The organism is Rhodococcus sp. T9N (assembly GCF_024436645.1).
Lineage (GTDB): Bacteria > Actinomycetota > Actinomycetes > Mycobacteriales > Mycobacteriaceae > Rhodococcus_F > Rhodococcus_F qingshengii.
Genome location: NZ_JAMSKS010000015.1, coordinates 163,001 through 186,024, shown reverse-complemented (window position 1 = coordinate 186,024; position 23,024 = coordinate 163,001). Strand labels below are relative to the sequence as shown.

Below are 23,024 nucleotides of genomic sequence, written 5' to 3'. Positions count from 1 at the left end.
GTTGTACCCGGCCCACGCGGGATTTTCCCCCCCCGCCAACACCCCCACCACCCCCCCGGGGGGGCCCCATTTAACCCCCCCCCGCTTTAAAAACCGCCCCACAGCAGGTCTAGCCGGCCACCGCTTCGAGCTGCGGCGTGATCGATTCGAGCGAGTACTTCAGCGACAGCGACGACGGAGTGTTCAACCCGGCGACAGTCGGATAGTCGACGATGGCCAATCCGCCACCCTTGACTGCAGGCAGGTCGGCAAACCCCGGCAGCTTCATCATGTCGTCGAGCGACCCGCCGTTGGGCAGCAGCACCACGACGTCGGCGCTGAGAGCGTCGACCCGTTCCGGGCTGAGTATCAGCCGGCCACCGGTCACACCGGCCTCGTCGACCAGCTTGGGCGGCAACGACATTCCCAGACGCGTGAACAGTCCCGAAGCACCGTCCTTGGGATCAGCGACGATCACCAACTGCGACGTCGGGAAGACGTACTGCGACAAAAGAGCGGTCTTACCCTTCAGCCCCGGCAACCGCTGTGCGAGCGCATCGATCTGCCCGTTTGTCGCCTCGACGATCTCGTCGGCTCGCGACTCCTTGTCGAGAACCCGGCCGAGAATCTCCACCTGGTCCTGCCACGGATCGACCTGGACGTCGGACAGACCGGCAATTGTCGGAGCGATCTTGCTCAACTGGTCGAAATCGTTCTGATCGGCGACGGAGAACCCGCCGAGAATCAGATCGGGATCCAAGGCTGCAATTTCTTCAGCTTTGAGCGGGACACCGAACTGCTGGATCGCCGAGCGATCGAGTTCCTTCGCCGACGCGTCCACGCCACTCTCCCACGGGAACAGACCACGCTCGTCGCCCATCGGGCCGGCAGCCAGGTACCCCACCGGCTGGATTCCGAGTTCGAGCAGAGCGTCGAGCCACTGGGTGTCGGCCGCGACGATGCGCGTCGGCGTCCCGGTGATCGTGGTGGCGCCGAACTTGTGGTCGATCGTGGTGACCCGACCGCCCGCGATCTCGTCGGCGTCCGAGGACGAACATCCGCTGATACCTACGACCAGCGCTCCCAAGAGAGCCACCGCCGAAAACTTCATCGCACGCACGAAAATACTCCTCCACTAGTTAGCAGAGGCTTACCTTCTCATATGGGACCCGGCTGTGTCCGACCTTGCTTTCAGGCGAAACGAGAGAGCAGACGCTCCGCATCGGCGCCGATGCGTCGAACCACGTCGCCGGCCGGATGGGTTCCGTGTACGAGTCCGACAGCTTCTCCGGCGTAGACGACTCCGCTGTGGGGATCCGACGGGTCGTACGCCTTTGCCAGCATTTCCTCATCGGCGTCGACTCCGTGCCAGGCGGCAGTGAACTCGTTGGCCACCGCGCGGCCACCCCACCGCTGCGGCCACGGTTGACTGCGCGCTCGGTCGAACACCGAGGTGTAAATCGTGTCGGCACTTCCGGCTTCGACGACGCGGTCGCGGGCATAGTCCGGCCCGACCGTCTCCGGGCTGGCGAGCAGCGCCGTTCCGATCATCACGCCTTCCCCGCCGGCTGCCAGGACTGCGGCCAAACCGCGGCCGGTCCCGATTCCGCCGGCCGCCAGTACTGGAAGTGATGTCGTTTCGAGGATCTCCTGCAGCAGCGGCAAGGTTCCGATTCGGCCCGTGTGACCGCCTGCCTCACCGCCTTGCGCGATCACGCCGTCGACACCCGCGGCCTCGACAATGCGAAGGTCTTCGAGCGTATTGATCTGTGACACAACGGGAATGCCCGCATCGTGGATTCGTCCGACATACGAGGCGGGATCACCGAAAGACAAGGTGATCATGGTCGGCTCGACGGCAATCGCGGCGTCGAGCATCAACTCGTTCTCGGGCAGCGACCACGTCATCAGGCCGACGCCGAACTTTCCGCCGATCGAGCGGGCCACTTCAGCTTCGGCCTCGATCCACTCCGGTGTGTTGTACCGAGCCGCGCCGAGCAGACCCAACCCGCCGGCCGCCGATACAGCTCCGGCGAGCGCGCCGCCCGCGCGACCACCCATGGGCGCCCCGAGAACCGGGATTTCGATTCCGAACTCTCGGGACAACCAGGTGGTGACCATGCGCTCCTACTTCTTGGGCTTCTCGCCGACCGATTCCGACGTCAAGGCCGCCACGAATGCTTCCTGCGGCACCTCGACGCGACCGATGGTCTTCATGCGCTTCTTGCCTTCCTTCTGCTTCTCGAGCAGCTTGCGCTTACGGCTGATGTCGCCGCCGTAGCACTTGGCAAGAACGTCCTTGCGGATTGCGCGAATGTTCTCGCGCGAGATGATCTTCGCGCCGATCGCGGCCTGAATCGGAACCTCGAACTGCTGGCGAGGAATCAGCTCGCGAAGCTTCGACGTCATGCGTCCGCCGTAAGCACCAGCGTTGGAGCGGTGCACGATCGACGAGAACGCGTCGACGGCCTCGCCCTGCAGAAGGATGTCGACCTTCACCAGGTCGGCCTGCTGCTCACCGGCCTCCTCGTAATCGAGGCTGGCGTATCCCTTGGTGCGGGACTTGAGGGCGTCGAAGAAGTCGAACATGATCTCGCCCATGGGCAGTTCGTAGCGCAGTTCGACGCGAGTCTCGGAGAGGTAGTCCATGCCGCCGAGCTCACCGCGACGGGACTGGCACAGCTCCATGATGGCGCCGACGTACTCGCTCGGGGCAATGACGGTGCACTTGGCGACCGGCTCGTAGACCTCGCGCACCTTGCCTTCCGGCCAGTACGACGGGTTGGTGACGATGACCTCGGCCCCGTCCTCCATCACGACGCGGTAGACGACGTTGGGCGCAGTGGAAATCAGTTCGAGGCCGAACTCACGTTCGAGGCGGTCGCGGGTGATCTCCATGTGCAGCAGGCCGAGGAAGCCGCAGCGGAAGCCGAATCCGAGGGCAACCGACGTCTCCGGCTCGTACGCCAGGGCGGCGTCGTTGAGACGGAGCTTGTCGAGGGCATCGCGCAGCACGGGGTAGTCCGAGCCGTCCATCGGGTAGAGGCCCGAGTAGACCATCGGCTTGGGATCGCGGTAGCCGACCAGCGGTTCGGTCGCGCCGTTGCGGGTGGTCGTGACGGTGTCACCGACGCGCGACTGGCGGACATCCTTCACACCCGTGATGAGGTAGCCCACCTCGCCGACGCCCAGACCGATACTGGCCTTCGGCTCGGGCGAGATGATGCCGACCTCGAGCAGTTCGTGTGTGGTGCCCGTGGACATCATCGTGATCTTCTCGCGGGGACGGATCCGACCGTCGACCACACGCACGTAGGTGACCACGCCGCGGTAGGCGTCGTAGACGGAGTCGAAGATCATCGCGCGGGCGGGACCGTCAGCATCGCCGACAGGCGCAGGTACCTGCTTGATGACCTCGTCGAGCAGTTCCTTGACGCCCATGCCGGTCTTACCCGAGACGCGCAGGACATCACCGGGCTCGCAGCCCGTGATGTGCGCGATCTCTTCGGCATAGCGGTCGGGATCCGCGGCCGGGAGGTCGATCTTGTTGAGGACGGGAATGATCTTGAGATCCTTCTCCATCGCCAGGTAGAGGTTCGCCAGCGTCTGAGCTTCGATGCCCTGAGCAGCGTCGACCAGCAGAATTGCGCCCTCGCATGCTTCGAGCGCACGGGAGACCTCGTACGTGAAGTCGACGTGGCCGGGTGTGTCGATGAGGTGGAGGACGAACTCTTCGCCGTCGACGGTCCAGGGCAGACGAACGTTCTGAGCCTTGATGGTGATGCCGCGTTCACGCTCGATGTCCATACGGTCCAGGTACTGCGCACGCATCGCCCGCTCTTCGACCACACCGGTGAGCTGAAGCATGCGATCTGCCAGCGTCGACTTACCGTGGTCGATGTGCGCGATGATGCAGAAGTTCCGGATCTGCGCAGGATCCGTGAACGTCTTGTCGGCGAAGCTGCTGATGGGAGACCCCTTAGTCGGACCGGCACCGGCCCGGATCCGGGCCACTGTCAACCCTCAGGATATCCAAGTCTCGGCGCCGCCGTACCAGGGGTTCCCACGGGTGGGTGATTATGCTCGAACGCTATGGCAAGCATGTGGAAGCAGATCGGCAGAACCCTCGGCGCCCTCGCGGTGGAGAAGGGCCCTGCGTTGCTGCGCCAGCTGCAGTCGTCCACGTCCCAGTCGTCTGCCTCGAAGCCGGGTCCGACCGGCCGCCCGATCGCCGCGCGAACGTCTCCGACCGCACATCGCGCCCGCAAGGTCGAGTACTCCCCCGACCTCGACGGCAAGGCCGATCCGGGCGAAATCGTCTGGACCTGGGTTGCCTATGAGGAGGATCCGACCCAGGGCAAAGACCGCCCGGTGCTGGTTGTCGGCCGCGACGGCGACACGCTGCTCGGCCTGATGTTGTCTTCGCAGAGTAAACGCGAGGGTGAGCACGATTGGCTCGCAATCGGTTCGGGTCCATGGGACGGCGAGGGAAGGCCCAGCTGGGTCCGGCTCGACCGGGTGCTCGACGTTCCCGAGAGCGGGATCCGGCGCGAGGGCGCCGTCATGGATCACAAGAAGTTCGACGCGGTCGCGGCAAAACTTCGGGCCGACTTCAGCTGGAGCTGAAGCCGACCCGGACGATGGAAACAGTGTCGATCAGCTGTCCATACGGTTGAACCGTCCGAAGAGTGCTCGATAGATGAGTGCACCGAGCGCACCGCCGATGAGCGGGAACACGATGAACAACCACACCTGACCGAGTGCACCGTCCTGGAACGGTGCGACAGCGAGGCTTCGAGCGGGGTTGACGGAGGTGTTGTCGATCGGGATCGAGATCAGGTGAATGACGGCCAGGGTGAAGCCGATGGACACCCCGGCGAGCGGCACGTCGGAGATCTGGTCGGTCGACGCGAGAACGACGAATACCAGCAGTGCTGTCAGCAGGATCTCGATGATCATGGCGGCACCGATGCCGTAGCCGTCGGAAACCACGTTTCCGAGAAGATTCTTCTCGGCAGACGGACTGTGTGCGCCCCAACCGTTTGCGCCCAAACCGTCAGCAGCACGGTTGTAAGCCGGGAGACTGTTGGCCACCGTGTAGATCACGACGCCTGCGACCAAGCCGCCGATCACTTGCGCGACAACGTAAATCGCCGCATTGACGGCTGAGATTCGCCCGATCACGAATTGGCCGAGAGTCACGGCTGGGTTGACGTGGCAACCGGAAATCGGTCCGATCGCATATACGAGGAACAGCAGGGTCAGGCCGAATGCGAAGGCAACTCCGAGATTGCCGACTTTCGCACCTGCAAAGACGGCAGTTCCGACTGCGGAGAACACGAGCACAAATGTTCCCACCGCTTCGGCCGCATACTTCTTCACATCCGAGATCGGTTCGATCTCAGTCAATTCCTGTGCAGTTGGAGACATATTCCCACCTTCTTCTCATCGAACGGTAGTAATGCTCACGCGCCTAGATTTGCCGGACTTTACGCAAGCCTGGTGATCTCCACAACAACTTCGAGATCTGTGGAGCGTCCACCGGAAAAGATTCCCTTCAAAGGCGGCACATCCGAATAGTCCCTTCCTATTCCGACCGAGACATGCTGTTCATTCACAGCTATCGCATTGGTCGGGTCGTATCCCCACCACGCGCCGGTCCACGCTTCGATCCACGCGTGCGATTCCCCGACCACCGTGTCCCCGACTGCCGCATCACGTTTCGGGTGGAGATAGCCGGAAACGTATCGACACGGTATTCCCATCGTTCGAAGCAACACCAAGGTCAGATGCGCATAGTCCTGGCAGACACCTTTCCTGGCCGACCAGGCCTCCACCGCCGACGTATGCACTCCGGTCGTACCGGGAACATATGACATTTCGCCGTAAACCCATTGCGACGCAGCCACTACTGCATCTTCAGGTGATTTATCTTTGCGCAATTCCTTGGCAATTGTCGCCAGCTTACGATCACGCGGAACATATCTCGTGAAACTCAGTTGTTCGTTGAATCGATCTTTAATCGCGTTTCCCGACAATTCATCCCAGTCGACGGTTTCCTCGGGCTGAACGAACGGTTCGGTCTCCACCACCGACAGTCCGGTCACTTCGAGTTCCGTATGCGGGGCGTGCAAGTCGAAGGCGGTCACCGCGGTGCCCCAGTAATCGGTGTATCGGTAGGAACGCGTTGCCGGCTGGGTTTCGACGCGCGTGAGTATCACCGTCTGCCTGGTGTCGCCGCGAGGTGTCAATCGCGCTTCGTTGTACGACGACGTCACCGGGGCGTCGTACGCATATCCCGTGGTGTGCACGACCCTCATTCGCCAGCTCACAGCTCTCCCTCCACCGTCGACTCCGCATACGCGGCGCCGGCATCCGTCCACGCGACCCACGGCGCAGCGTGGAAGTACTGCAATGCAATCGCCTCACCCAGTTCGCGACAGGTCTCCTGCCAACCGAGCAACCGTCCCTGCAGATCCTCGAGCAACACGCCCTGCGGCAGGAACTCGAGTTCGCTGCGTGCGCGGCCCAGAAGCCGCGGCGCCTCCGCCCGGATTCCGACGCGACTGCCCGGCTGCGGGTCGAGCTCCTGCAGGCACTTCTCGGCCTGCCTGATCGAGTGGAACACCGAGCGCGGAAAGAGCCTGTCCAACAAGATGAACTCGACGACGCGATTGGCGTCGAGTGCTCCGCGATACGTACGCAGATACGTGTCATGTGCGCCCGCCGAGCGAAGAACGCTGACCCATGCCGGCGACGACGGGCGGTCACCGGCGCGCGCCAGAAGCATCCGCACGATCATGTCGACACGTTCGATCGACCTGCCCAGCAGAAGGAACCGATAGCCGTCGTCGCGACTGAGCGTGGAATCCGCCAGGCCCGCGAACATCGCTGCGCGTTCCTCCACATAGCGGAAGAACTCGTGTGGCCCCAGCCTGCGTGAGGCACGTTCACGCTCGGCCAGTCCGTTGTACGTTGTGTTCAGGCACTCCCACATCTCACTCGACGTGACCTCACGCGCCCCGCGAGCATTCTCACGAGCACTTGCCAGCGAGTCCACGATCGAACCAACCTGGTTGCGGCTGAACGCAACCAGATCGGTGAGCGAGCGCACGTCGAGCTTGCCCTCCGGCGCCTCGATGCCGAGGACACGCAGGAGCAGACGCGACGTGCGGTCCGGGTCGACGGTGGCGTCGTCGAGCAATTGATGGACGGCGACGTCGAGGATCCGAGCAGTGTCGTCGGCGCGCTCGACGTAGCGGCCGATCCAGTAGAGGGACTCTGCGTTGCGAGCAAGCATCGGTCACCACGCTCCGTTCACTGATAGTTCTTGGTAGCTGGGCACTTCCGAGGTGTTCACTGTTGCTGCTGCTGTTGTTGCTGCGAGGTGCTCAGTTCGGGACCCTGCACCGGCTCCGCGGATTCCGGGGGCTCGGACACCAGTTCCTCGCCTGACAACTCTGGGTCTTCGTCAGAGGTGCGACTCGCAAGCACCCACGTGTCCTTGCTTCCGCCGCCCTGGCTGGAGTTGACCACCAGCGAACCTTCCGGAAGTGCCACCCGGGTCAGGCCGCCGGGCAACACCCACACGTCCTCACCGTCGTTGACGGCAAAGGGCCGCAAGTCCACGTGGCGCGGCGAGAGAACATCGTCGATCTTGGTCGGCACCGTGGACAACTGCACGAGTGGCTGCGCAATCCACCCGCGCGGGTCTGCCTTGATCTTGCGGGTTATCGCGGCGAGTTCCTTGGGGCTCGCGTCGGGTCCGAAGACGATTCCGTAGCCGCCGGACCCTTCCACCGGCTTGATGACCAGTTCGGCGACGCGGTCGAGGACTTGCTCGCACTCCTCGTCCAACCAACAGCGGAACGTGTCGACGTTCTGCAAGAGCGGCTTCTCACCGAGGTAGTAGTCGATGATCTGCGGAACGTAGGTATAGACGAGTTTGTCGTCACCGACTCCGTTGCCGACGGCGCTCGAGATCACCACGTTGCCCGCCCGCGCCGCATTCAGTAGGCCTGCGACGCCGAGAATCGAATCCGGACGGAAGTGCATCGGGTCGAGATACTCGTCGTCGATGCGGCGATAGATGACATCGACCTGGCGCTCGCCTTCCGTAGTGCGCATGTACACCATGTTGTCGCGGCAGAACAGGTCGCGACCTTCGACGAGTTCCACACCCATCTGACGAGCGAGCAACGAATGCTCGAAATAGGCGGAATTGGCGATACCCGGTGTGAGAACAACCACTGTCGGGTCCGCTTCGTTGAGTGCAGCACCCGCACGCAGCGCCCTCAGCAGATGTGTTGCGTAATCACCGACCGCCCGCACCTTGTGGGACATGAACAGATCCGGGAACACCCGAGTCATGGTGCGACGGTTTTCCATCACATAGGAGACACCGGACGGAGATCGCAGATTGTCCTCGAGAACTCGGAACTCTCCCGCCTCGTCTCGGACCAGGTCGATACCCGCGACGTGAATTCGCACACCGTTGGGCGGCACGATGCCTGCCGCTTCACGGTGGAAGTGCTCACACGAGGTGACCAGGCGGCGCGGCAACACGTGATCGCGCAGGATTCGCTGCTCTCCGTAAATGTCCGCGAGAAACAACTCGAGCGCCTTCACCCGCTGTTTGATGCCCTTTTCCAGCCGCGACCACTCCTGGGCGGCGATGACGCGTGGCACCAGATCCAACGGGAAGGGTCGTTCCTGCCCGGACAGCGAAAACGTCACACCTTGGTCGATGAATGCGCGTCCGAGTGCGTCGGCACGCGCGGCGAGGTCGGCGCTGCTCGTCGGCGCCAGGGCTTTGTACACACCCTTGTACGGACCACGCACCGAGCCGTCGGGCTCGAACATCTCGTCGAAAGCCAACTCGTAGCGACCGATGTCTGAATATCCGTCGAACACTGCGGCAGGACGCGCTCGGGTGGTGGTCGAACCTGTTTTACTCGAACTTTTCGAAGGCGGCGGCGTCATAGGGCAACATGCTGCTACAAGTGGGGCTATTCGGCAGCGCGGCGAGAAATCGGGCGCTCGGTGTACCCTTCTCGACAGACGCAACGTGCGACGGTTTGGGTTCTTGGGCCCTCGGCTGGTAATCTTGCCAGTCGGTGCATCAGTGCGCCCACAGCTTTCTCGACCGTAACCAGCTAAAGACGACAAGGATTTTACGCGTGGCCAACATCAAGTCCCAGGTGAAGCGAATCCGTACCAACGAGGCGGCCCGACTCCGTAACCAGTCGGTGAAGTCCTCGCTGCGTACCGCGATCCGTTCATTCCGCGAGGCTGCGGCAGCCGGTGACAAGGACAAGGCCAACGAGCTCCTCGTCTCCACCAGCCGCAAGCTCGACAAGGCAGCCAGCAAGGGCGTCATTCACGCCAACCAGGCTGCCAACAAGAAGTCTGCACTCTCGCAGGCTGCCAACAAGCTCTGACGTTTCCACTGTGACGGTTCGCCGTCACACTGGTTCGTCTCGATAGCCGCCAGGTCGAAAGACCAGGCGGCTATTTTGCGTATTCAATCGGGTCAGTGCGAAGACCCGCCATCCATGTCTTGCAGCGAATACGTGGAGCGGGCTGCAACCATCTGATGATGGCGATCAACGGGCACGGGAAGCGCCCTCGCAGCTGGTTGTTCACGACTGTCTTCTGGGCGGTCGTCGCTTTCGGCGTAGTGGCCGCCCTGGGAATCCCTCGTTGGTGGGAATCATTGACGGTTGCAGTCGTCGGAGGTGCCGCAAGCTACGGATGGTGTAAGCGCAGGCAACGTAGCGAATTCCGGATCTTCTTCGGCGTGATGTGTTCACTCGTTGCGATTCTGGCGTTTCTCGCCGTTGGACGAGCGCTACTCACCACCGTGAAGGTGCCGGTAGACAGCATCGGCCAAGAAACCATTGTCTGCGGCAGTGTGGTGAATCCGGTGTCGCACGACTCACTACGGGTGACCGACATCAGAACAGGTGAACCAACGACACGGCCTCAGGCCATTCCGCATACTCAGTTGGAGCAAGCCTGCGTGAAACGCCTCGACTACCGGGCGGGTGAGGCCACGGCCGCCACTGTCGTCGGACTACTTCTGGCCGGACGCGCAGTAGGCCACGTTGTACTCAGTTCTTCCGCAACGCGCACACTTTCCGCACTGCCATCTCCAGGGCGAAGGACGAGTCGACTGCGGCACCCTTCACGTCGGCATTGAGGGCGGCGACGATCTGCATCGCAGCGCCGATCGACGTGGGATCCCAGCCGCCGACCTCCTTGATCGCCTTCTTGACCTTCCACGGCGGCATTCCGAGATCCGACGCCAACCGGAACGGGTCACCGCCCCGTGCAAACGGGCCGACCTTCGCGATGGTGTGGACTGCGTCGGCGAGGGCATCCGCGAGCAGAACATGGGCTGTTCCGATCTGATCTGCCCATCGGAGCGCCTCGAGCGCACCCCGGGTATCGCCGACGATGACTTTGTCGGCCACGTCGAATCCGGAAACCTCGGCCTTGCCCGAGTAATACTTGTGGACTGCATCCACGTCGATCTTGCCGCCCGTATCTGCCGCCAATTGCGAGCAGGCCGACGCGAGTTCGCGGAGGTTGGAGCCGACGCTTTCGATCATCGCGGCGATCGCATCTGGCGCAACCCTGACGTCTGCGGTCCGAAACTCACCCCGGACGAAGTCGACAAGCTGACTCTTGTTCAGTTTTCCGCAGTTGTGAACCGTCGCCCCGAGCTTCTCGAGGGCCGGCGCCAACGCTTTCGCGCGACCGCCGCCCGAGTGCACGACGATCAGAACCACACCTTCTGCCGGCTCGCGTGCAGCCTCCAGGACAAGCGCTACGGCATCTTTGCCTGCTTCTGCAGCCGATTCCAAGACGATCACACGGTCTTCGGCAAAAAGAGAAGGGCTGAGCAACTCGGCCAACTCGGGAGCATTGGTGTCGCCCGCGCGCATCTTGGTCACCGGGAGATCCGAAATACCCTGGCCGCGGTCACCGCGGACAGCTCTGATGAGCTGCGATACCGTGCGGTCGATCAGGAACTCGTCGTCCCCGAGAACAAGATGCAGCGGATCGACTCCAGACGGATTACTCACCCGAAGATGGTCCCACGAGGAACCGACACGATCGACACAGACCCGCCGCCCCCGCCGTACACAGCGACGGTGCCGTCGACGTCGGTCCGAACCACCGCCCCGCCCAATGAATCCAGTTCATCGAGAACCTCCGCATTCGGGTGCCCGAAACTGTTGCCGACGCCGACGCTGATCATCGTCAACCTCGGACGCACCGCTTCCAGAAATGCCGACGACGTGGTCCGAGAACCGTGATGGGGCAGCTTCAACACATCGGCCTTCACGTCCGCTCCCGATCGGAGGATCGCCTCCTCCCCCGCAACTTCGGCGTCGCCCGTCAACAGAATTCGACCCGCGCCCGTGTGCGCCATCACCACCAGCGACTGATCGTTCGCGGCGTCCGCGCCGTCCCCCGCATCGCGGGGAGCCGGAACCAACGGACCGAGAACCTCCACGTTCACCGATCCCAACGTCAACTCCATACCTGCGCGCAACGAGACAACCGGAACGGCCTGCGAGTCGGCGGTATCCTTCACCGCCCGAAAACCTGACTCCGGCAACAACATCGACCCGACTCCGATCGCAGCGACCGAACGCCCACTCAGGACTGCTTCCAATCCACCGATGTGATCGGCATGAAAATGACTGATCATCAGCAACGCGATGTCGTTGACGTCCAACATGTTCAGGCAACGATCCATCGACGTGGGATCAGGACCGACATCGATCACGATCACCCTGCCGTCTCCAGTCGAGAGCACAAGACCGTCCCCCTGACCGACGTCGCACATCACCAGCGCCCACCCCGGAGCAAAACGGCCACCCCCGAACACGTGTTGAAAGATCAGGGCCAGAACAACTCCCAGAACAAGAACGCCGAGCACCCATCTCGAAATCCGATTCCACAGCGTCAGGGCCGCGGCCAGTAGGACTCCCACGACGACGAGGGCACCGATGAGTCCTGACGGCACTACCACTGACGCTCCGGGAAGCGCCGCCGCCCGCTCGGACACGCACAGCAGCCACCCCATCGGCGGCCGCACCAATGGCGCGACGAACACCGCGATCGGTGGACAGATCAGCGCACACAAGGCAATCACCGCACCGAACACCGTGATGATTCCGATCACGGGCGCCACCGCCATGTTCGCGGCAATCGTGACTACGCTGAAGGTTCCCGCCATGGCGCCCACCAACGGTGCAGTCACGACAAACGCAGCACCCGAGACAGCTGTCATCTCCGAAAACCAACGGGGCCAGCCTCTTCGGCGAAGCACGTCCACCCACACCGGCGCAATGATCACCAGCGCGCCCGTGGCAGTAGTCGACAGCGCAAACCCCCAGTCGACGGCCAGCTCGGGCATCACGACTACCAGAACGATGACGGCGGCGGCAAGCGCAGGCAGCGCCTGTTTGCGCCGACCAGTGACCAGACTGAGCAGGCCTACCAAGCCCATCACCGACGCGCGTAGAACACTCGGCGACGGCCTCGCGACGACAACAAAGGCAACGAGGGCTACCACCGCCAAAGCGGCGCCGACCCGTGGACTGAGCGCCGCGGCTCTGACCAACAGCAGAACGGCCCCGAGCAGAATGCTGATGTTGGCGCCGGACACCGCGGTGAGATGGGAAAGTCCGGCAACGGTGAAGTTGTCCTTCACCACCGGCGACAGCGCCGACGTGTCTCCGACGACGAGGCCAGGCAGCAGACCCGCCTGATCCGGCGGGAGTGCAGCCGAGCACGCAGCCGCGAAACGAATGCGCACCACACTTGCCCATCGCTCATACCAGGGCACTTCTCCCACCGCGACGGGAGGCCCTTCGGACGTGATCACGGCGAGCGTGGAATCGCTACGCCATGGCTGACTCGCCCGGCCACGAACCGTGAGGCTCTGCCCTGGAACAACTTCGAGCCACGACGAACTGGGCGCCCGGATGGTGACCAAGCCGCCTCCGGAGTACCTGCGGTTCTGGGCAGTCACCGAATTGACGGTTGCCCTGAAGACGACCTGACCTTGACCCACCGCGCCGGAGACCGCGTGCGGATCCTCCGAGGGTTCCACTTCGACACTCACCCAAGCTCCCTCGAGAGAAGCTCGGGTCAGTGGGTGCCTCTCCGCCTCGGACGCCCGCCACCCGCCGACGGCACTACACCCGGCACCGAACAGCAATGCAACCAACATGATTCGTACCCACCCCGCTGATGTCCGGCGCACAACCACGTAAGTGAGGAGTGCCGCTGGAACCGCACACGCCACCGCCAGTACCCACGCGGCGACCGGGCCGAACAGGATCCCCACCGCACTGCTCCCCCACACCGCGACCGCCGACAGAAGCAGTCGAGCGTCGAGGACCGGCGAGGCTTCCGGTTCGTTCACACCGACACCAGCACTCGCAATTTGGCCAACCTTGCCGGGCCGATCCCGTCGACTTCCCCCAATTGTTCTATGTCCGTGAATTTTCCGTTGGAGGTGCGCCAGGAGATGATCGCCGCAGCCGTTACCGGCCCTACCCCGGGAAGCTCGTCCAGTTCGGCCTCGGTGGCGGTATTGAGGTTCACCAGCCCAGCCCCGCCGGATTCCCCCGTAGCTGCGGGGCTGGTCCCTCCTGCAGTGGTACTCGAAGAAACACCACCGGACTGATCGGCCGCACCAACCACGATCTGATCGCCGTCGACAAGTTTCTGAGCCAGATTCAGGCCCACCGTCTCCGCTCCGTCGAGCACGCCACCTGCCGCAGCAAGCGCGTCGGCGATGCGCGAGCCCGAATGAAGATTGACAAGCCCAGGCGTGCGCACGAGCCCGACGACACTGACCACCACAGCCTCGGGCGGCTGCTCTGCCACGACGCCGGTCGGTACAGGACTGGCTGATTCACCATCGCCGGCAGTCACATTCTTCTCCGTGACATTCTGGGGCGAGGGCAACGGTGGGACCGCCTGCATGCTCGGAGAATCCCACCACACGGCGAACAAGCCGATTCCCGTGGCCAGAACTGCAACGATCGCCAACACCCAGGTCGCCGACCGACTCGGGCGCCAACGTGTACCGCGCCAGTGTTCGGGCAATCGGTCGAACCGTGACGAGTCGGGCTGAGCGTCGTAGTCGTCCTCGTCGAAGTCCCGAAGCCACTCGGGGGACCTCTCGAAAGACCCTGAATCCTCGAATTCGTCGACGTCCTCGTGTCGCCGCCGGTAGTTGCCGTCCATCGCCGCGAGGCGATCACGCGCCCGCTCGCGCTCCTCGCTGATCCTCATGACTGGACGCTAACGAGAGACCTCGCCGCCAACGACGAACAATTTGTATCTGTGGAGAACTCGCGGATTGTGGAGAAACGATCAGGCGCTCGTGTCGATCTCCGGCAACGGGCACACCACAACACCGATCGCGCCGACACCGACGTGCGCTCCGATAACCGCACTGAAGTCGGTGACGACGGATTCCGCTACATCGGGAATGCGCTCGGCCAACTGTTCGGCTATCCCGTCCGCACGCTCTCGCGCGCGCATGTGATGCACGGCTATCGCCACACGACCGAGACCGGCGCGTTCGACTGCCGAATCCACCAAGCGCGCAAGAGCTTTGGTGGTGGTACGTGTTTTCTCGCCGAGCACCAGCTTGCCGTCCACCAGATGCAGGATCGGTTTCATGGCCAATGCAGTGCCCAGCAGTGCGGCCGCGGTTCCGATTCGTCCGCCCCTACGCAATTGATCAAGTTTGTCGACGACGATGTAGCAGCGCCCACGGCTCGCTACGTCGACCGCCCGGCCGTACGCCTCTTCGAGTGAAGCGCCCTTCTCGGCCAAGCGTGCAGCTTCGAGAGCCGGATAGCCCAAACCCATACCGGCGGACTGTGAATCGACGATCCGGACGGCGCCACCGAATTCCTGGGCTGCGACTCGTCCGGCTTCCCACGTTCCCGACAGTTGACGTGAAATGTGAACGGCGAGAACGCCGTCACCGTCGCTCATGTCCAGGGCGCGTGCATACGCTTCGGACAACTCGGCGGGCGACGCTCCGGCCGTTGTCACTCCCGACAGGTCGCTCGGCATTGCGTCGACGCCCTCTCGCAAGTCACAACCGTCACGGAGCACGTGGAGCGGAACAACCTGAATGCCACATGCGTCGGCCGACTCCTGCGGGATGCAGGCGGAGGAATCCGTGACGACGACGACCGGCATTCTGCTACCCGACTTCGCTCGGCGGTGATACCAGTTCCGGCGAAACCGTTTTCTGCGACTCGACCCCGCGAATCGCAGCGGTCATCGCGCGGGCTACACCGACGTGACCGTCCCAACCCCAGTGAATTCCGTCGGGATTACCGTTCTCGGAAAAGACGTTGTCTCGCACTGCATCCGCGAGATCGACTACGGGAACGTCTTTCTCCGTAGCCCACTCGGTGATCGCGGACACCGCGGCAGGTCGTCCGGCATGCACGCTGGCGTAGGCATCACTGCGGTGCACCGACGGCAAGGTCGCGATCATCGGCAGTTCCGGCCGCATGTACTCCAACGCATTTCGCGAGCTTTCCAGATACTCGACGCTCAGCTTGGGCGGAAGTGCGACCGGGCGGCCCAGAGGTGCAAGCCGCGGCTGCAGCCACTGATAACCCTCGCGCACCACGCGTCGAAGCGCGGGTGGCCGAACGTAGCGGATGGTCTCGCGGAGCGCGGTAGGCAATGGGGACGGCAGCGAGTCCATCCCGCCGACCGCGAACACGACGGCGCCGGCCCGCGGCACCGCCGCCCACACACGAGGATCCTGAGTCAGTGCCCACCACGCGTCGCGACACGTCCATCCGATACGGGCGACCAACTCGACGTCCCAGCCGAGTTCGTCGGCCACGATGTTGGGCCAGATGCGTGGATGATCTGCCGCGAGGCCGCCTTTGGGGCCGAAATACGACAGCGAATCCGCGAGTACGAGGAGGACGGGGCGCTGCCCGTCGGCACTTTCAGAGGACGTCATTTGCGACACTCGCAGAAGCATTCCATACGTCGAGTCGCCACTCGATCGACTTGACGTCACCATGTCCACTGAGTTGCACCCAACTGGTGTTTCCCAATCCGCCGAGGACGGCCCAGCGATCGATGGGTAGGTCGAGCAATGCCGCTGTCAGTGCCGCGATCAAGCCTCCGTGCGCCACCAGAACCACGGGCCGCTCGGCCCAGTCCGGGTGCGTGTCGAGCAATTCGTGAACTACGGGGAGGCTGCGATTCGCGACGTCGATTCGGCTTTCGCCGCCGGGCGGCGCCAACGTGGCATCCGCTCGCCACGCAGATCGCACACCGGGAGTGCGCTCGTCGACGTCATGATGAGTCAGGCCCTGCCATTCCCCCAGGTGTGTCTCACGCAGACGCATGTCGGTGAGGACCGGAAGTCCGGCGGCATCACCGACAGCGACGGCCGTGAAATACGCGCGCCGCAGATCCGAGGACACGATCGTCAACGGCCTGCGATCGGCGATCACCGGACCTGCACTCTTGGCCTGCGTGCGTCCCAACTCCGACAGGTCGGTGTCGAGTTGCCCCTGCATCCGAGAGTCGGCGTTGTATTCGGTCTGTCCGTGACGCAGCAGGATGAGCCGGCGGACAGGGTTCGACGCCGCACTGGGCGCCGACGAAGTCACAGCGAGGGATCCTGCGCGTCCGGCTCGGAAACCGTGTCGGTCTCGAACACCGTGTTGGCATCGGCGGGGCCGGGACGGTTCTGTCCGAGGCCTTCGACCTCGACCGTCGGGCAGTCCTTCCACAGACGATCGAGAGCGTAGAAGTTGCGCTCCTCGTCATGCTGGACGTGGACGACGATGTCGGCGTAGTCGAGCAGTGCCCAGCGGCCCTCGCGGGTGCCTTCACGGCGGACCGGCTTGTGTCCCGCTTCGCGGAGACGGTCTTCGATGTTCTCGACAATCGAGTTGACCTGACGCTCGTTCGTCGCAGATGCGATGACGAAGCAGTCCGTGATGACCAGCTGTTCGGACACATCGAGCACCACCACTTCGGTGGCCAGCTTCTCGTCGGCTGCCAAGGCCGCGATGCGTGCCATGTCGATGGCTTCGGTGTTTGCGCTCACTCGATGTTCTCCAGTTTCGTCTTCAGAAAGTACTTGTTGTGCTCGGCTAGCTCGATTCGGCGCCCGGGACGGCTTCCGACTTCCCCGGTGCGGGCTCCGACATCGTTGTAGCTCCGTCGCGGCGCTCCGCGTCGACAGGTCGATACAGGTTCCGCTTCGAGATGTACTGCACCACTCCGTCCGGCACCAGGTACCAGACGGGGCGGTCTTCACTTGCCCGACGCCGACATTCGGTCGACGAAATGGCAAGTGCCGGAATCTCTATCAACGTGACCGCGTCGGCGGGCATGGTGTCGAGGTGACCGGCCAGGTGCTCTGCATTGAGATCGAAACCCGGTCGCGATACCCCGACGAACTTCGCCAATGCGAACAACTCTTCCCAATCTTGCCAGGAAAGGATGCTGGCCAGCGCATCGGCACCGGTGATGAAGAAGAGTTCGGCGTCAGGGTGGTAGGCCCGGAGGTCTCGCAGCGTGTCCACGGTGTACGTCACTTTTTCACGGTCGACGTCGACCCGAGAGACGGAAAACCGCGGGTTGGAGGCGGTGGCGATGACCGTCATGAGGTACCGGTCCTCGGCAGGACTGACGCCCTTCCCCTGCTTCTGCCAAGGCCGTCCGGTGGGGACGAAGATCACTTCGTCGAGTCCGAACCGGTCGGCGACCTCACTGGCCGCAACGAGGTGGCCATGGTGAATGGGGTCGAAGGTGCCACCCATCACTCCTAGGCGTCGAGCACGTTCCACCGATAGTCCCTTCTGCACGAGTGTCGAGCTTACGGGTCAGACCGGCAGCAGACGGGACACGACGTCGGCAAGCTGCTGGGCCGAGCGGCACTCGTGCATGCTGATGACCTCGTTGTAGACCTTCGCCGCGGAGTCACCCGTTCCCCATTGCCCCTTCGGCTCGGGGTTGAGCCAGTGCGCGTGCTTGGCTACTGCCACCATCTGCGACAGCGACTGAAGGTTGGGATCGCGGTAGTTGTTGCGACCGTCGCCGAGTACCAGTAGCGACGTGCGACTGGTGATCGACTGCGCGAACTTCTCCTGGAACACTCCGAAGGCGTGTCCGTAGTCTGAGTGGCCGTCGTAGGTGATCAGTTCGGCCTCACGCACCATCCGTGACATCGCTGATCCGAGGTCTGCGTTCGAGTCGAAGAACCGCGTGACCTCGTCGGTCGTGTCGATGAACGCGAACACCCGCACGCGCGAGAACTGCTCACGCAAAGCGTTCACGAGCAGCAGAGTGAAATGGCTGAACCCCGCCACCGAGCCGGACACGTCGCACATCACCACAAGTTCGGGCCGCGCCCGCTTCGGCTTGCGCTGCACCAGATCGATCGGCACTCCGCCCGTCGACATGGACTTGCGCAACGTACGACGTAGGTCGATCGAACCCGCGCGAGAGCGGCTACGACGCACGGCGAGACGACTGGCCAACAAGCGAGCCAGGGGTGCGACGTTCTTCTTCAGCGTGGTGAGTTCGGCATCGGACGCTCGCAAGAAGTCGACTTCCTCGGCGAGTTTCGGAACGCCGTACGTGGCGACCCGCTCCTTGCCCAAATTCTCGGCTGTGCGTCGACGCGTTTCCTTCTCGACCATCTTGCGGAAGTCCGCGATGCGCTGCGCTGCCGTGCGCTTGGCGACCTCGGATTGATAGTCGGAGTTGTCCTTGCCCTCTGACCCGGAACCCTCCTGGTTGCCGAGCAGGCCCTGCAGGATCTTGTTGAGCAACGTCTCCGGGGCGACGTCGCGCAGCGCCTGGTAGGCGGAGAACGACGGGCCGTTGCTCGACTGGTACTGCCCGAGTTCCTCGACCATCGCGGCGGTCAGGAGTTCGGTCATCTCCATCGCCTCGTCACTGCCGTCTGTCAGCAGTTCGGCAATCAGCTCACGCAAGGCCTGCAGGTCGATCGAGCCGTCTGGCTTGCGCGGCAGTGTGACGTCGACGTCGCCGACCGCACGGTCACCGATCGCCTTGGGGAACCACAGGTCGAAGACGGCGTCGAACGTCGCCCGGTGGGTCGGCCTGCGCAGGAGCGAGCATGCCAGCCCTTCACGAAGCGCTTCACGATCGAGCAGGTCGAGAACAGACATGACCTGACCGGCGTCGACTGTCTCGGACGGGCCGACCATGATTCCGCGTCGTCGCAAAGCCTCGACAAAATCGACGAGGTGACCGGGAATCCCGTGCGGCGCTGCCAGGCCGCCAGGTGAGAGCGGCGACGTCGATGCTGCGGGAGCCATGTCAGACCTCAGTTCAGCCGAAGTTCAGCGGCGGCACGCACCTGGTCCGACTGGTGCTTGAGGATCACGCCGAGCGTGGCGCGAACGGCATCGTCGTCGAGAGTGTCCATGCCCAGAGCAAGAAGGGTGCGTCCCCAGTCGATGGTCTCGGATACCGAAGGGACCTTCTTGAGCTGCATTCCGCGAAGAACACGAATGGTGTTGACCAGCTGCTCGGCAATCGCTTCAGGAAGCTCCGGCACACGGCTTGCGAGGATGCGACGCTCGAGGTCGGCGTCCGGGAAATCGAGATGCAGGAAGAGGCAACGACGCTTCAGAGCCTCCGAGAGTTCACGAGTGGCATTCGAGGTCAACACCGTGAACGGCTTGCGGGTGGCGGTGATCGTTCCGAGCTCGGGGATCGTGACCGCGAAGTCGCTGAGCACTTCGAGGAGCAGACCTTCGATCTCGACGTCTGCCTTGTCCGTCTCGTCGATCAACAGCACCGTCGGGTCCTCGCGGCGAATGGCCTTGAGCAGTGGACGTGCGAGCAGGAACTCCTCCGAGAAGACATCCGCCTTCGTCGAGTCCCAGCTGTGGTCGACCGCGACATCACCCCTCGCTCCGCCCGACTGAATCCGAAGAATCTGCTTCGCGTGGTTCCACTCGTACAGCGCACGAGCCTCGTCGACGCCCTCGTAGCACTGCAGACGCACCAGTTCTGCGCCCGTGGTCTGGGCGACTGCGCGGGCGAGTTCCGTCTTTCCGACACCGGCCGGGCCCTCGATGAGCAGCGGCTTGCCCAGACGATCGGCCAGGAAGACTGCCGTCGCGGTGGCCTTGTCGGACAGATAGCCGGTTTCGGCCAGCCGTTCGATCACGTCGTCGACGGTCGAGAAGAACGGCGTCGTGTCGGGAAGTGCTCGGTCCACGGTTAACTCCTTGAGAGGTGGGGCAAGTCTGGTGAACTTTTCAGGCGGGTCGGGTATGCCCGTCGCCCCAGACGATCCACTTGGTGGACGTCAGTTCCGGCAGCCCCATGGGGCCACGCGCGTGCAGTTTCTGGGTGGAGATGCCGATCTCGGCGCCGAACCCGAACTGCTCACCGTCGGTGAAGGCAGTCGACGCGTTGACCATCACTGCCGCAGCGTCGACTCGAGCGGTGAACTCGCGGGCAGCCGAGAGATCGGACGTCACGATGGCTTCGGTGTGGCCGGTTCCGTACTGGTCGATGTGCTCGACGGCAGCGTCCAAGTCCTTGACGACCTTGAGGGCGACGTCGAGGGTGAGGTATTCCTTCGACCAGTCGTCCTCGGTCGCGGGAACCAGTCCCGGCAGATCACCGTGCACGACGACGTCGTGCATCTGGAGCGCTTGGAGCAGCTTCGGCACGGCCGTCTCGGCAATAGCGGCGTCGACCAGCACCGTCTCTGCCGTGTTGCACACACTGGGCCGACGGGTTTTGGAGTTGAGAAGAATCTTCTCGGCCATCAGTAGATCGGCGGCCGAGTGAACATAGACGTGGCAGTTACCGACACCGGTCTCGATGGTGGGGACAGTGGCATCGCGAACTACGGCGCTGATCAGGCCGGCACCGCCGCGCGGGATGACTACATCGACGAGGCCGCGGGCCTGGATGAGGTGCGTGACCGTCGACCGATCCGCACTCGGCAGAAGTTGAACGGAGTCCTCGGGGAGCCCCTGAGCAACCAACGACGCGCGTAGCGCCTCCACCAACGCTTCGTTGGACTTGACTGCCGAGGACGAACCACGAAGCAGCGCAGCATTTCCCGACTTGAGAGTCAGCCCGAAAGCGTCGACGGTAACATTGGGGCGAGCCTCGTAGACCATGCCGACGACACCGAGCGGAACGCGCTGCTGACGTAGTTCCAAACCGTTCGGCAGAGTGGATCCACGAAGCACTTCACCGATCGGATCGGGTAGTCCGGCAACCTGACGCAAACCCGACGCGATGCCCTCGATCCGGTCAGCGGTCAGACGAAGACGGTCGAGCAGCGATTCCTCGGTGCCGCCCGCCTTCGCGGTGTCGATATCGAGAGCGTTGGCCGCGAGAATCCGATCACTTGCCGCGAGTACCGCGTCGGCTGCGGCGTTGAGCGCAGCATCCTTCTGCGCGGTGGTCAGCAGAGCCAGGACGCGCGAAGCCTTACGGGCTCGGCGTGCGGCGTCGTGCACGACGGACTTGGTGTCGGACGCGTTCGAGTCGACGGTTTCTGCGTTGGAAGTCACAGCGGTCATGAATACACATTAACCACCCACCGTGACGGCCTGCTCGGCGGAACGAGGCTGTGACCACCCGGGACCATTCCGGCGGACCGCCTGCGAACATTTCGGCGGACCGCCTGCGGACATTTCGGCGGACCGCCGGGGAACAATTCCGGCGCGCGACACTGTTGCACCCACCGACCTTCTTCTTCGAGTCAGGAGCCATCCGTGAGTGTGTTGTTCGAGCCTTTGACCCTGCGCGGCGTCACCATCCCGAACCGCGTCTGGATGGCACCGATGTGCCAGTACTCCGCTGACGTCATCGGCGACCAGGTCGGAGTGCCCAACGAGTGGCATCGCACGCATCTGGTGAGCCGTGCAATCGGCGGCACCGGCCTGATTCTCACCGAGGCGACGGCCGTCAATCCCGAAGGCCGCATATCGGCAGCTGATCTGGGGATCTGGAACGACACGCAGGCGCAAGCCTTCGCCGAGATCAACGCGCAACTCGCGTACTTCGGCGCAGTGCCCGGAATTCAGCTGGCCCACGCCGGACGCAAAGCGTCGACGCAGGTTCCGTGGCGCGGCGGCAAGAGTCTGCCCGCCGACGACCGACTCTCGTGGCAGACGGTTGCCCCGAGCGCGGTTCCGTTCGGTCACCTTGCCGATCCGGTCGAGCTCACCACGGAGGGCATCGAGAAGGTCGTCGCGGACTTCGCAGCGGCGGCTACCCGCGCATTGAAGGCCGAATTCAAGGTCGTGGAAATTCACGCGGCCCACGGATACCTGATCCATCAGTTCCTCTCCCCCGAGAGCAACAAGCGAACGGACCGCTACGGAGGCAGCTTCGAGAACCGCATCCGATTGCTCCTCGAAATCCTGAGCGCAGTCCGCGAGGTGTGGCCGGCCGAGCTACCGCTCTTCGTCCGGGTCTCGGCGACCGATTGGCTGACGGAAGAGCGTGGGCTCGAGGTCGACAGCTGGACCGCGGATCAGACCGTTGCCCTCGCCAACATCCTCTCCGACTACGGCGTCGATCTCGTCGACGTGTCCACCGGCGGTAATTCACCGGCGGCCAAGATTCCGGTGGAGCCGGGATACCAGGTTCCGTTCGCCCGTCGCCTGCAGAACGAGAGCCTGCTACCGGCCGCCGCCGTCGGCCTCATCACCGAACCCGAACAGGCCGAGAAGATCGTCGAAGACGGAAGCGCAGTGGCGGTGCTCCTCGGCCGGGAACTGTTGCGTGATCCCTACTGGGCGCGCCGGGCGGCCCGTGAACTGAACGCCGAGGTAGGACCGCATATCCCGTCGCAGTACGCCCGCGCCTTCTAGCCCGAAAATCGGCTCCCGCGCACAACTTTGATAGCGTAAGCGTCTTACTTGCCGGTAGTCCGGAGCCCTGTGGGCTCCGGACACTGCCGCGGGCCAGAGCCGTGCGACGGGGGTCGCAACGAG

Annotated in this window: 21 protein-coding genes; 3 read left to right on the top strand and 18 right to left on the bottom strand. The window is 63.5% G+C overall.

All coding sequences use genetic code 11. The features are described 5' to 3' along the window. Positions 1-109: 109 nt before the first annotated feature. The 3 genes from M1L53_RS23245 to lepA all read right to left on the bottom strand — a co-directional run bounded on the left by M1L53_RS23245 (position 110) and on the right by lepA (position 3,999). Positions 110-1,090, bottom strand: coding sequence for an ABC transporter substrate-binding protein (locus M1L53_RS23245; RefSeq protein WP_231783562.1), 981 nt, complete (start codon positions 1,088-1,090; stop codon positions 110-112). 80 nt (positions 1,091-1,170) lie between these two features. Then, positions 1,171-2,100 (bottom strand): nitronate monooxygenase family protein, encoded by a 930-nt coding sequence (locus tag M1L53_RS23240; RefSeq protein ID WP_030536619.1) that lies wholly within the window; start codon positions 2,098-2,100, stop codon positions 1,171-1,173. A 6-nt stretch (positions 2,101-2,106) separates the two neighbouring features. Next, positions 2,107-3,999: a translation elongation factor 4 gene (gene lepA, locus M1L53_RS23235; protein ID WP_003944564.1), complete on the bottom strand. Its 1,893-nt coding sequence runs from the start codon at positions 3,997-3,999 to the stop codon at positions 2,107-2,109. Positions 4,000-4,071: 72 nt separating this feature from the next. On the opposite strand from lepA, the gene M1L53_RS23230 reads away from it, so the two are divergent. Continuing rightward, complete coding sequence (locus M1L53_RS23230; RefSeq protein WP_042450203.1) at positions 4,072-4,605, top strand: type II toxin-antitoxin system PemK/MazF family toxin; 534 nt, start codon at positions 4,072-4,074, stop codon at positions 4,603-4,605. 30 nt (positions 4,606-4,635) lie between these two features. On the opposite strand, the gene M1L53_RS23225 is transcribed toward M1L53_RS23230, so the two are convergent. The 4 genes from M1L53_RS23225 to M1L53_RS23210 are packed head-to-tail and all read right to left on the bottom strand — an operon-like array spanning position 4,636 to position 8,961. Further along, positions 4,636-5,409 (bottom strand): aquaporin, encoded by a 774-nt coding sequence (locus M1L53_RS23225; protein ID WP_003944482.1) that lies wholly within the window; start codon positions 5,407-5,409, stop codon positions 4,636-4,638. A 59-nt stretch (positions 5,410-5,468) separates the two neighbouring features. Beyond that, positions 5,469-6,299, bottom strand: a complete 831-nt coding sequence (locus M1L53_RS23220) for a transglutaminase family protein (RefSeq protein WP_007731033.1) — start codon at positions 6,297-6,299, stop codon at positions 5,469-5,471. 8 nt (positions 6,300-6,307) lie between these two features. Continuing rightward, on the bottom strand, positions 6,308-7,279 hold the full coding sequence (locus M1L53_RS23215) for an alpha-E domain-containing protein (protein ID WP_003944483.1): 972 nt from the start codon (positions 7,277-7,279) through the stop codon (positions 6,308-6,310). A 56-nt stretch (positions 7,280-7,335) separates the two neighbouring features. Continuing rightward, entirely contained in the window at positions 7,336-8,961 is a 1,626-nt protein-coding gene (locus M1L53_RS23210) for a circularly permuted type 2 ATP-grasp protein (protein WP_003944471.1), read from the bottom strand. Positions 8,962-9,158: 197 nt separating this feature from the next. Here M1L53_RS23210 and rpsT point away from each other — a divergent pair, with 197 nt between their 5' ends. Continuing rightward, positions 9,159-9,419, top strand: coding sequence for a 30S ribosomal protein S20 (gene rpsT / locus M1L53_RS23205; RefSeq protein WP_003944567.1), 261 nt, complete (start codon positions 9,159-9,161; stop codon positions 9,417-9,419). A gap of 672 nt (positions 9,420-10,091) precedes the next feature. Here the strand turns inward: rpsT and holA are convergent. From holA to M1L53_RS23150, 11 genes are all read right to left on the bottom strand, one after another. Beyond that, on the bottom strand, positions 10,092-11,069 hold the full coding sequence (holA, locus tag M1L53_RS23200) for a DNA polymerase III subunit delta (RefSeq protein ID WP_003944476.1): 978 nt from the start codon (positions 11,067-11,069) through the stop codon (positions 10,092-10,094). After that, entirely contained in the window at positions 11,066-13,426 is a 2,361-nt protein-coding gene (locus M1L53_RS23195) for a ComEC/Rec2 family competence protein (protein WP_054187680.1), read from the bottom strand. Before M1L53_RS23195 ends, holA begins: the two co-directional genes overlap by 4 nt. Then, on the bottom strand, positions 13,423-14,304 hold the full coding sequence (locus M1L53_RS23190; RefSeq protein WP_054187681.1) for a helix-hairpin-helix domain-containing protein: 882 nt from the start codon (positions 14,302-14,304) through the stop codon (positions 13,423-13,425). Before M1L53_RS23190 ends, M1L53_RS23195 begins: the two co-directional genes overlap by 4 nt. Before the next feature lie 81 nt (positions 14,305-14,385). Continuing rightward, a complete protein-coding gene (locus M1L53_RS23185) occupies positions 14,386-15,228 on the bottom strand; it encodes a DegV family protein (protein WP_003944515.1) in 843 nt (280 codons plus the stop codon). A 4-nt stretch (positions 15,229-15,232) separates the two neighbouring features. Continuing rightward, entirely contained in the window at positions 15,233-16,015 is a 783-nt protein-coding gene (gene octT / locus M1L53_RS23180; protein WP_054187682.1) for a diglucosylglycerate octanoyltransferase, read from the bottom strand. Continuing rightward, a complete protein-coding gene (locus M1L53_RS23175) occupies positions 16,002-16,676 on the bottom strand; it encodes a histidine phosphatase family protein (protein WP_007731024.1) in 675 nt (224 codons plus the stop codon). The genes octT and M1L53_RS23175 overlap by 14 nt, the downstream gene beginning before the upstream one ends. Further along, positions 16,673-17,119, bottom strand: coding sequence for a ribosome silencing factor (gene rsfS, locus M1L53_RS23170; protein WP_003944502.1), 447 nt, complete (start codon positions 17,117-17,119; stop codon positions 16,673-16,675). Before rsfS ends, M1L53_RS23175 begins: the two co-directional genes overlap by 4 nt. 46 nt (positions 17,120-17,165) lie before the next feature. Further along, complete coding sequence (nadD, locus tag M1L53_RS23165; RefSeq protein WP_003944462.1) at positions 17,166-17,882, bottom strand: nicotinate-nucleotide adenylyltransferase; 717 nt, start codon at positions 17,880-17,882, stop codon at positions 17,166-17,168. Between the two features lie 18 nt (positions 17,883-17,900). After that, complete coding sequence (locus tag M1L53_RS23160; protein WP_007731020.1) at positions 17,901-19,364, bottom strand: VWA domain-containing protein; 1,464 nt, start codon at positions 19,362-19,364, stop codon at positions 17,901-17,903. 8 nt (positions 19,365-19,372) lie between these two features. Further along, on the bottom strand, positions 19,373-20,275 hold the full coding sequence (locus M1L53_RS23155) for a MoxR family ATPase (RefSeq protein WP_054187683.1): 903 nt from the start codon (positions 20,273-20,275) through the stop codon (positions 19,373-19,375). Between the two features lie 40 nt (positions 20,276-20,315). Next, positions 20,316-21,602, bottom strand: a complete 1,287-nt coding sequence (locus tag M1L53_RS23150) for a glutamate-5-semialdehyde dehydrogenase (RefSeq protein WP_007731018.1) — start codon at positions 21,600-21,602, stop codon at positions 20,316-20,318. A 195-nt stretch (positions 21,603-21,797) separates the two neighbouring features. On the opposite strand from M1L53_RS23150, the gene M1L53_RS23145 reads away from it, so the two are divergent. Continuing rightward, positions 21,798-22,901, top strand: a complete 1,104-nt coding sequence (locus tag M1L53_RS23145; protein ID WP_042924054.1) for an NADH:flavin oxidoreductase/NADH oxidase — start codon at positions 21,798-21,800, stop codon at positions 22,899-22,901. Positions 22,902-23,024 lie beyond the last annotated feature (123 nt).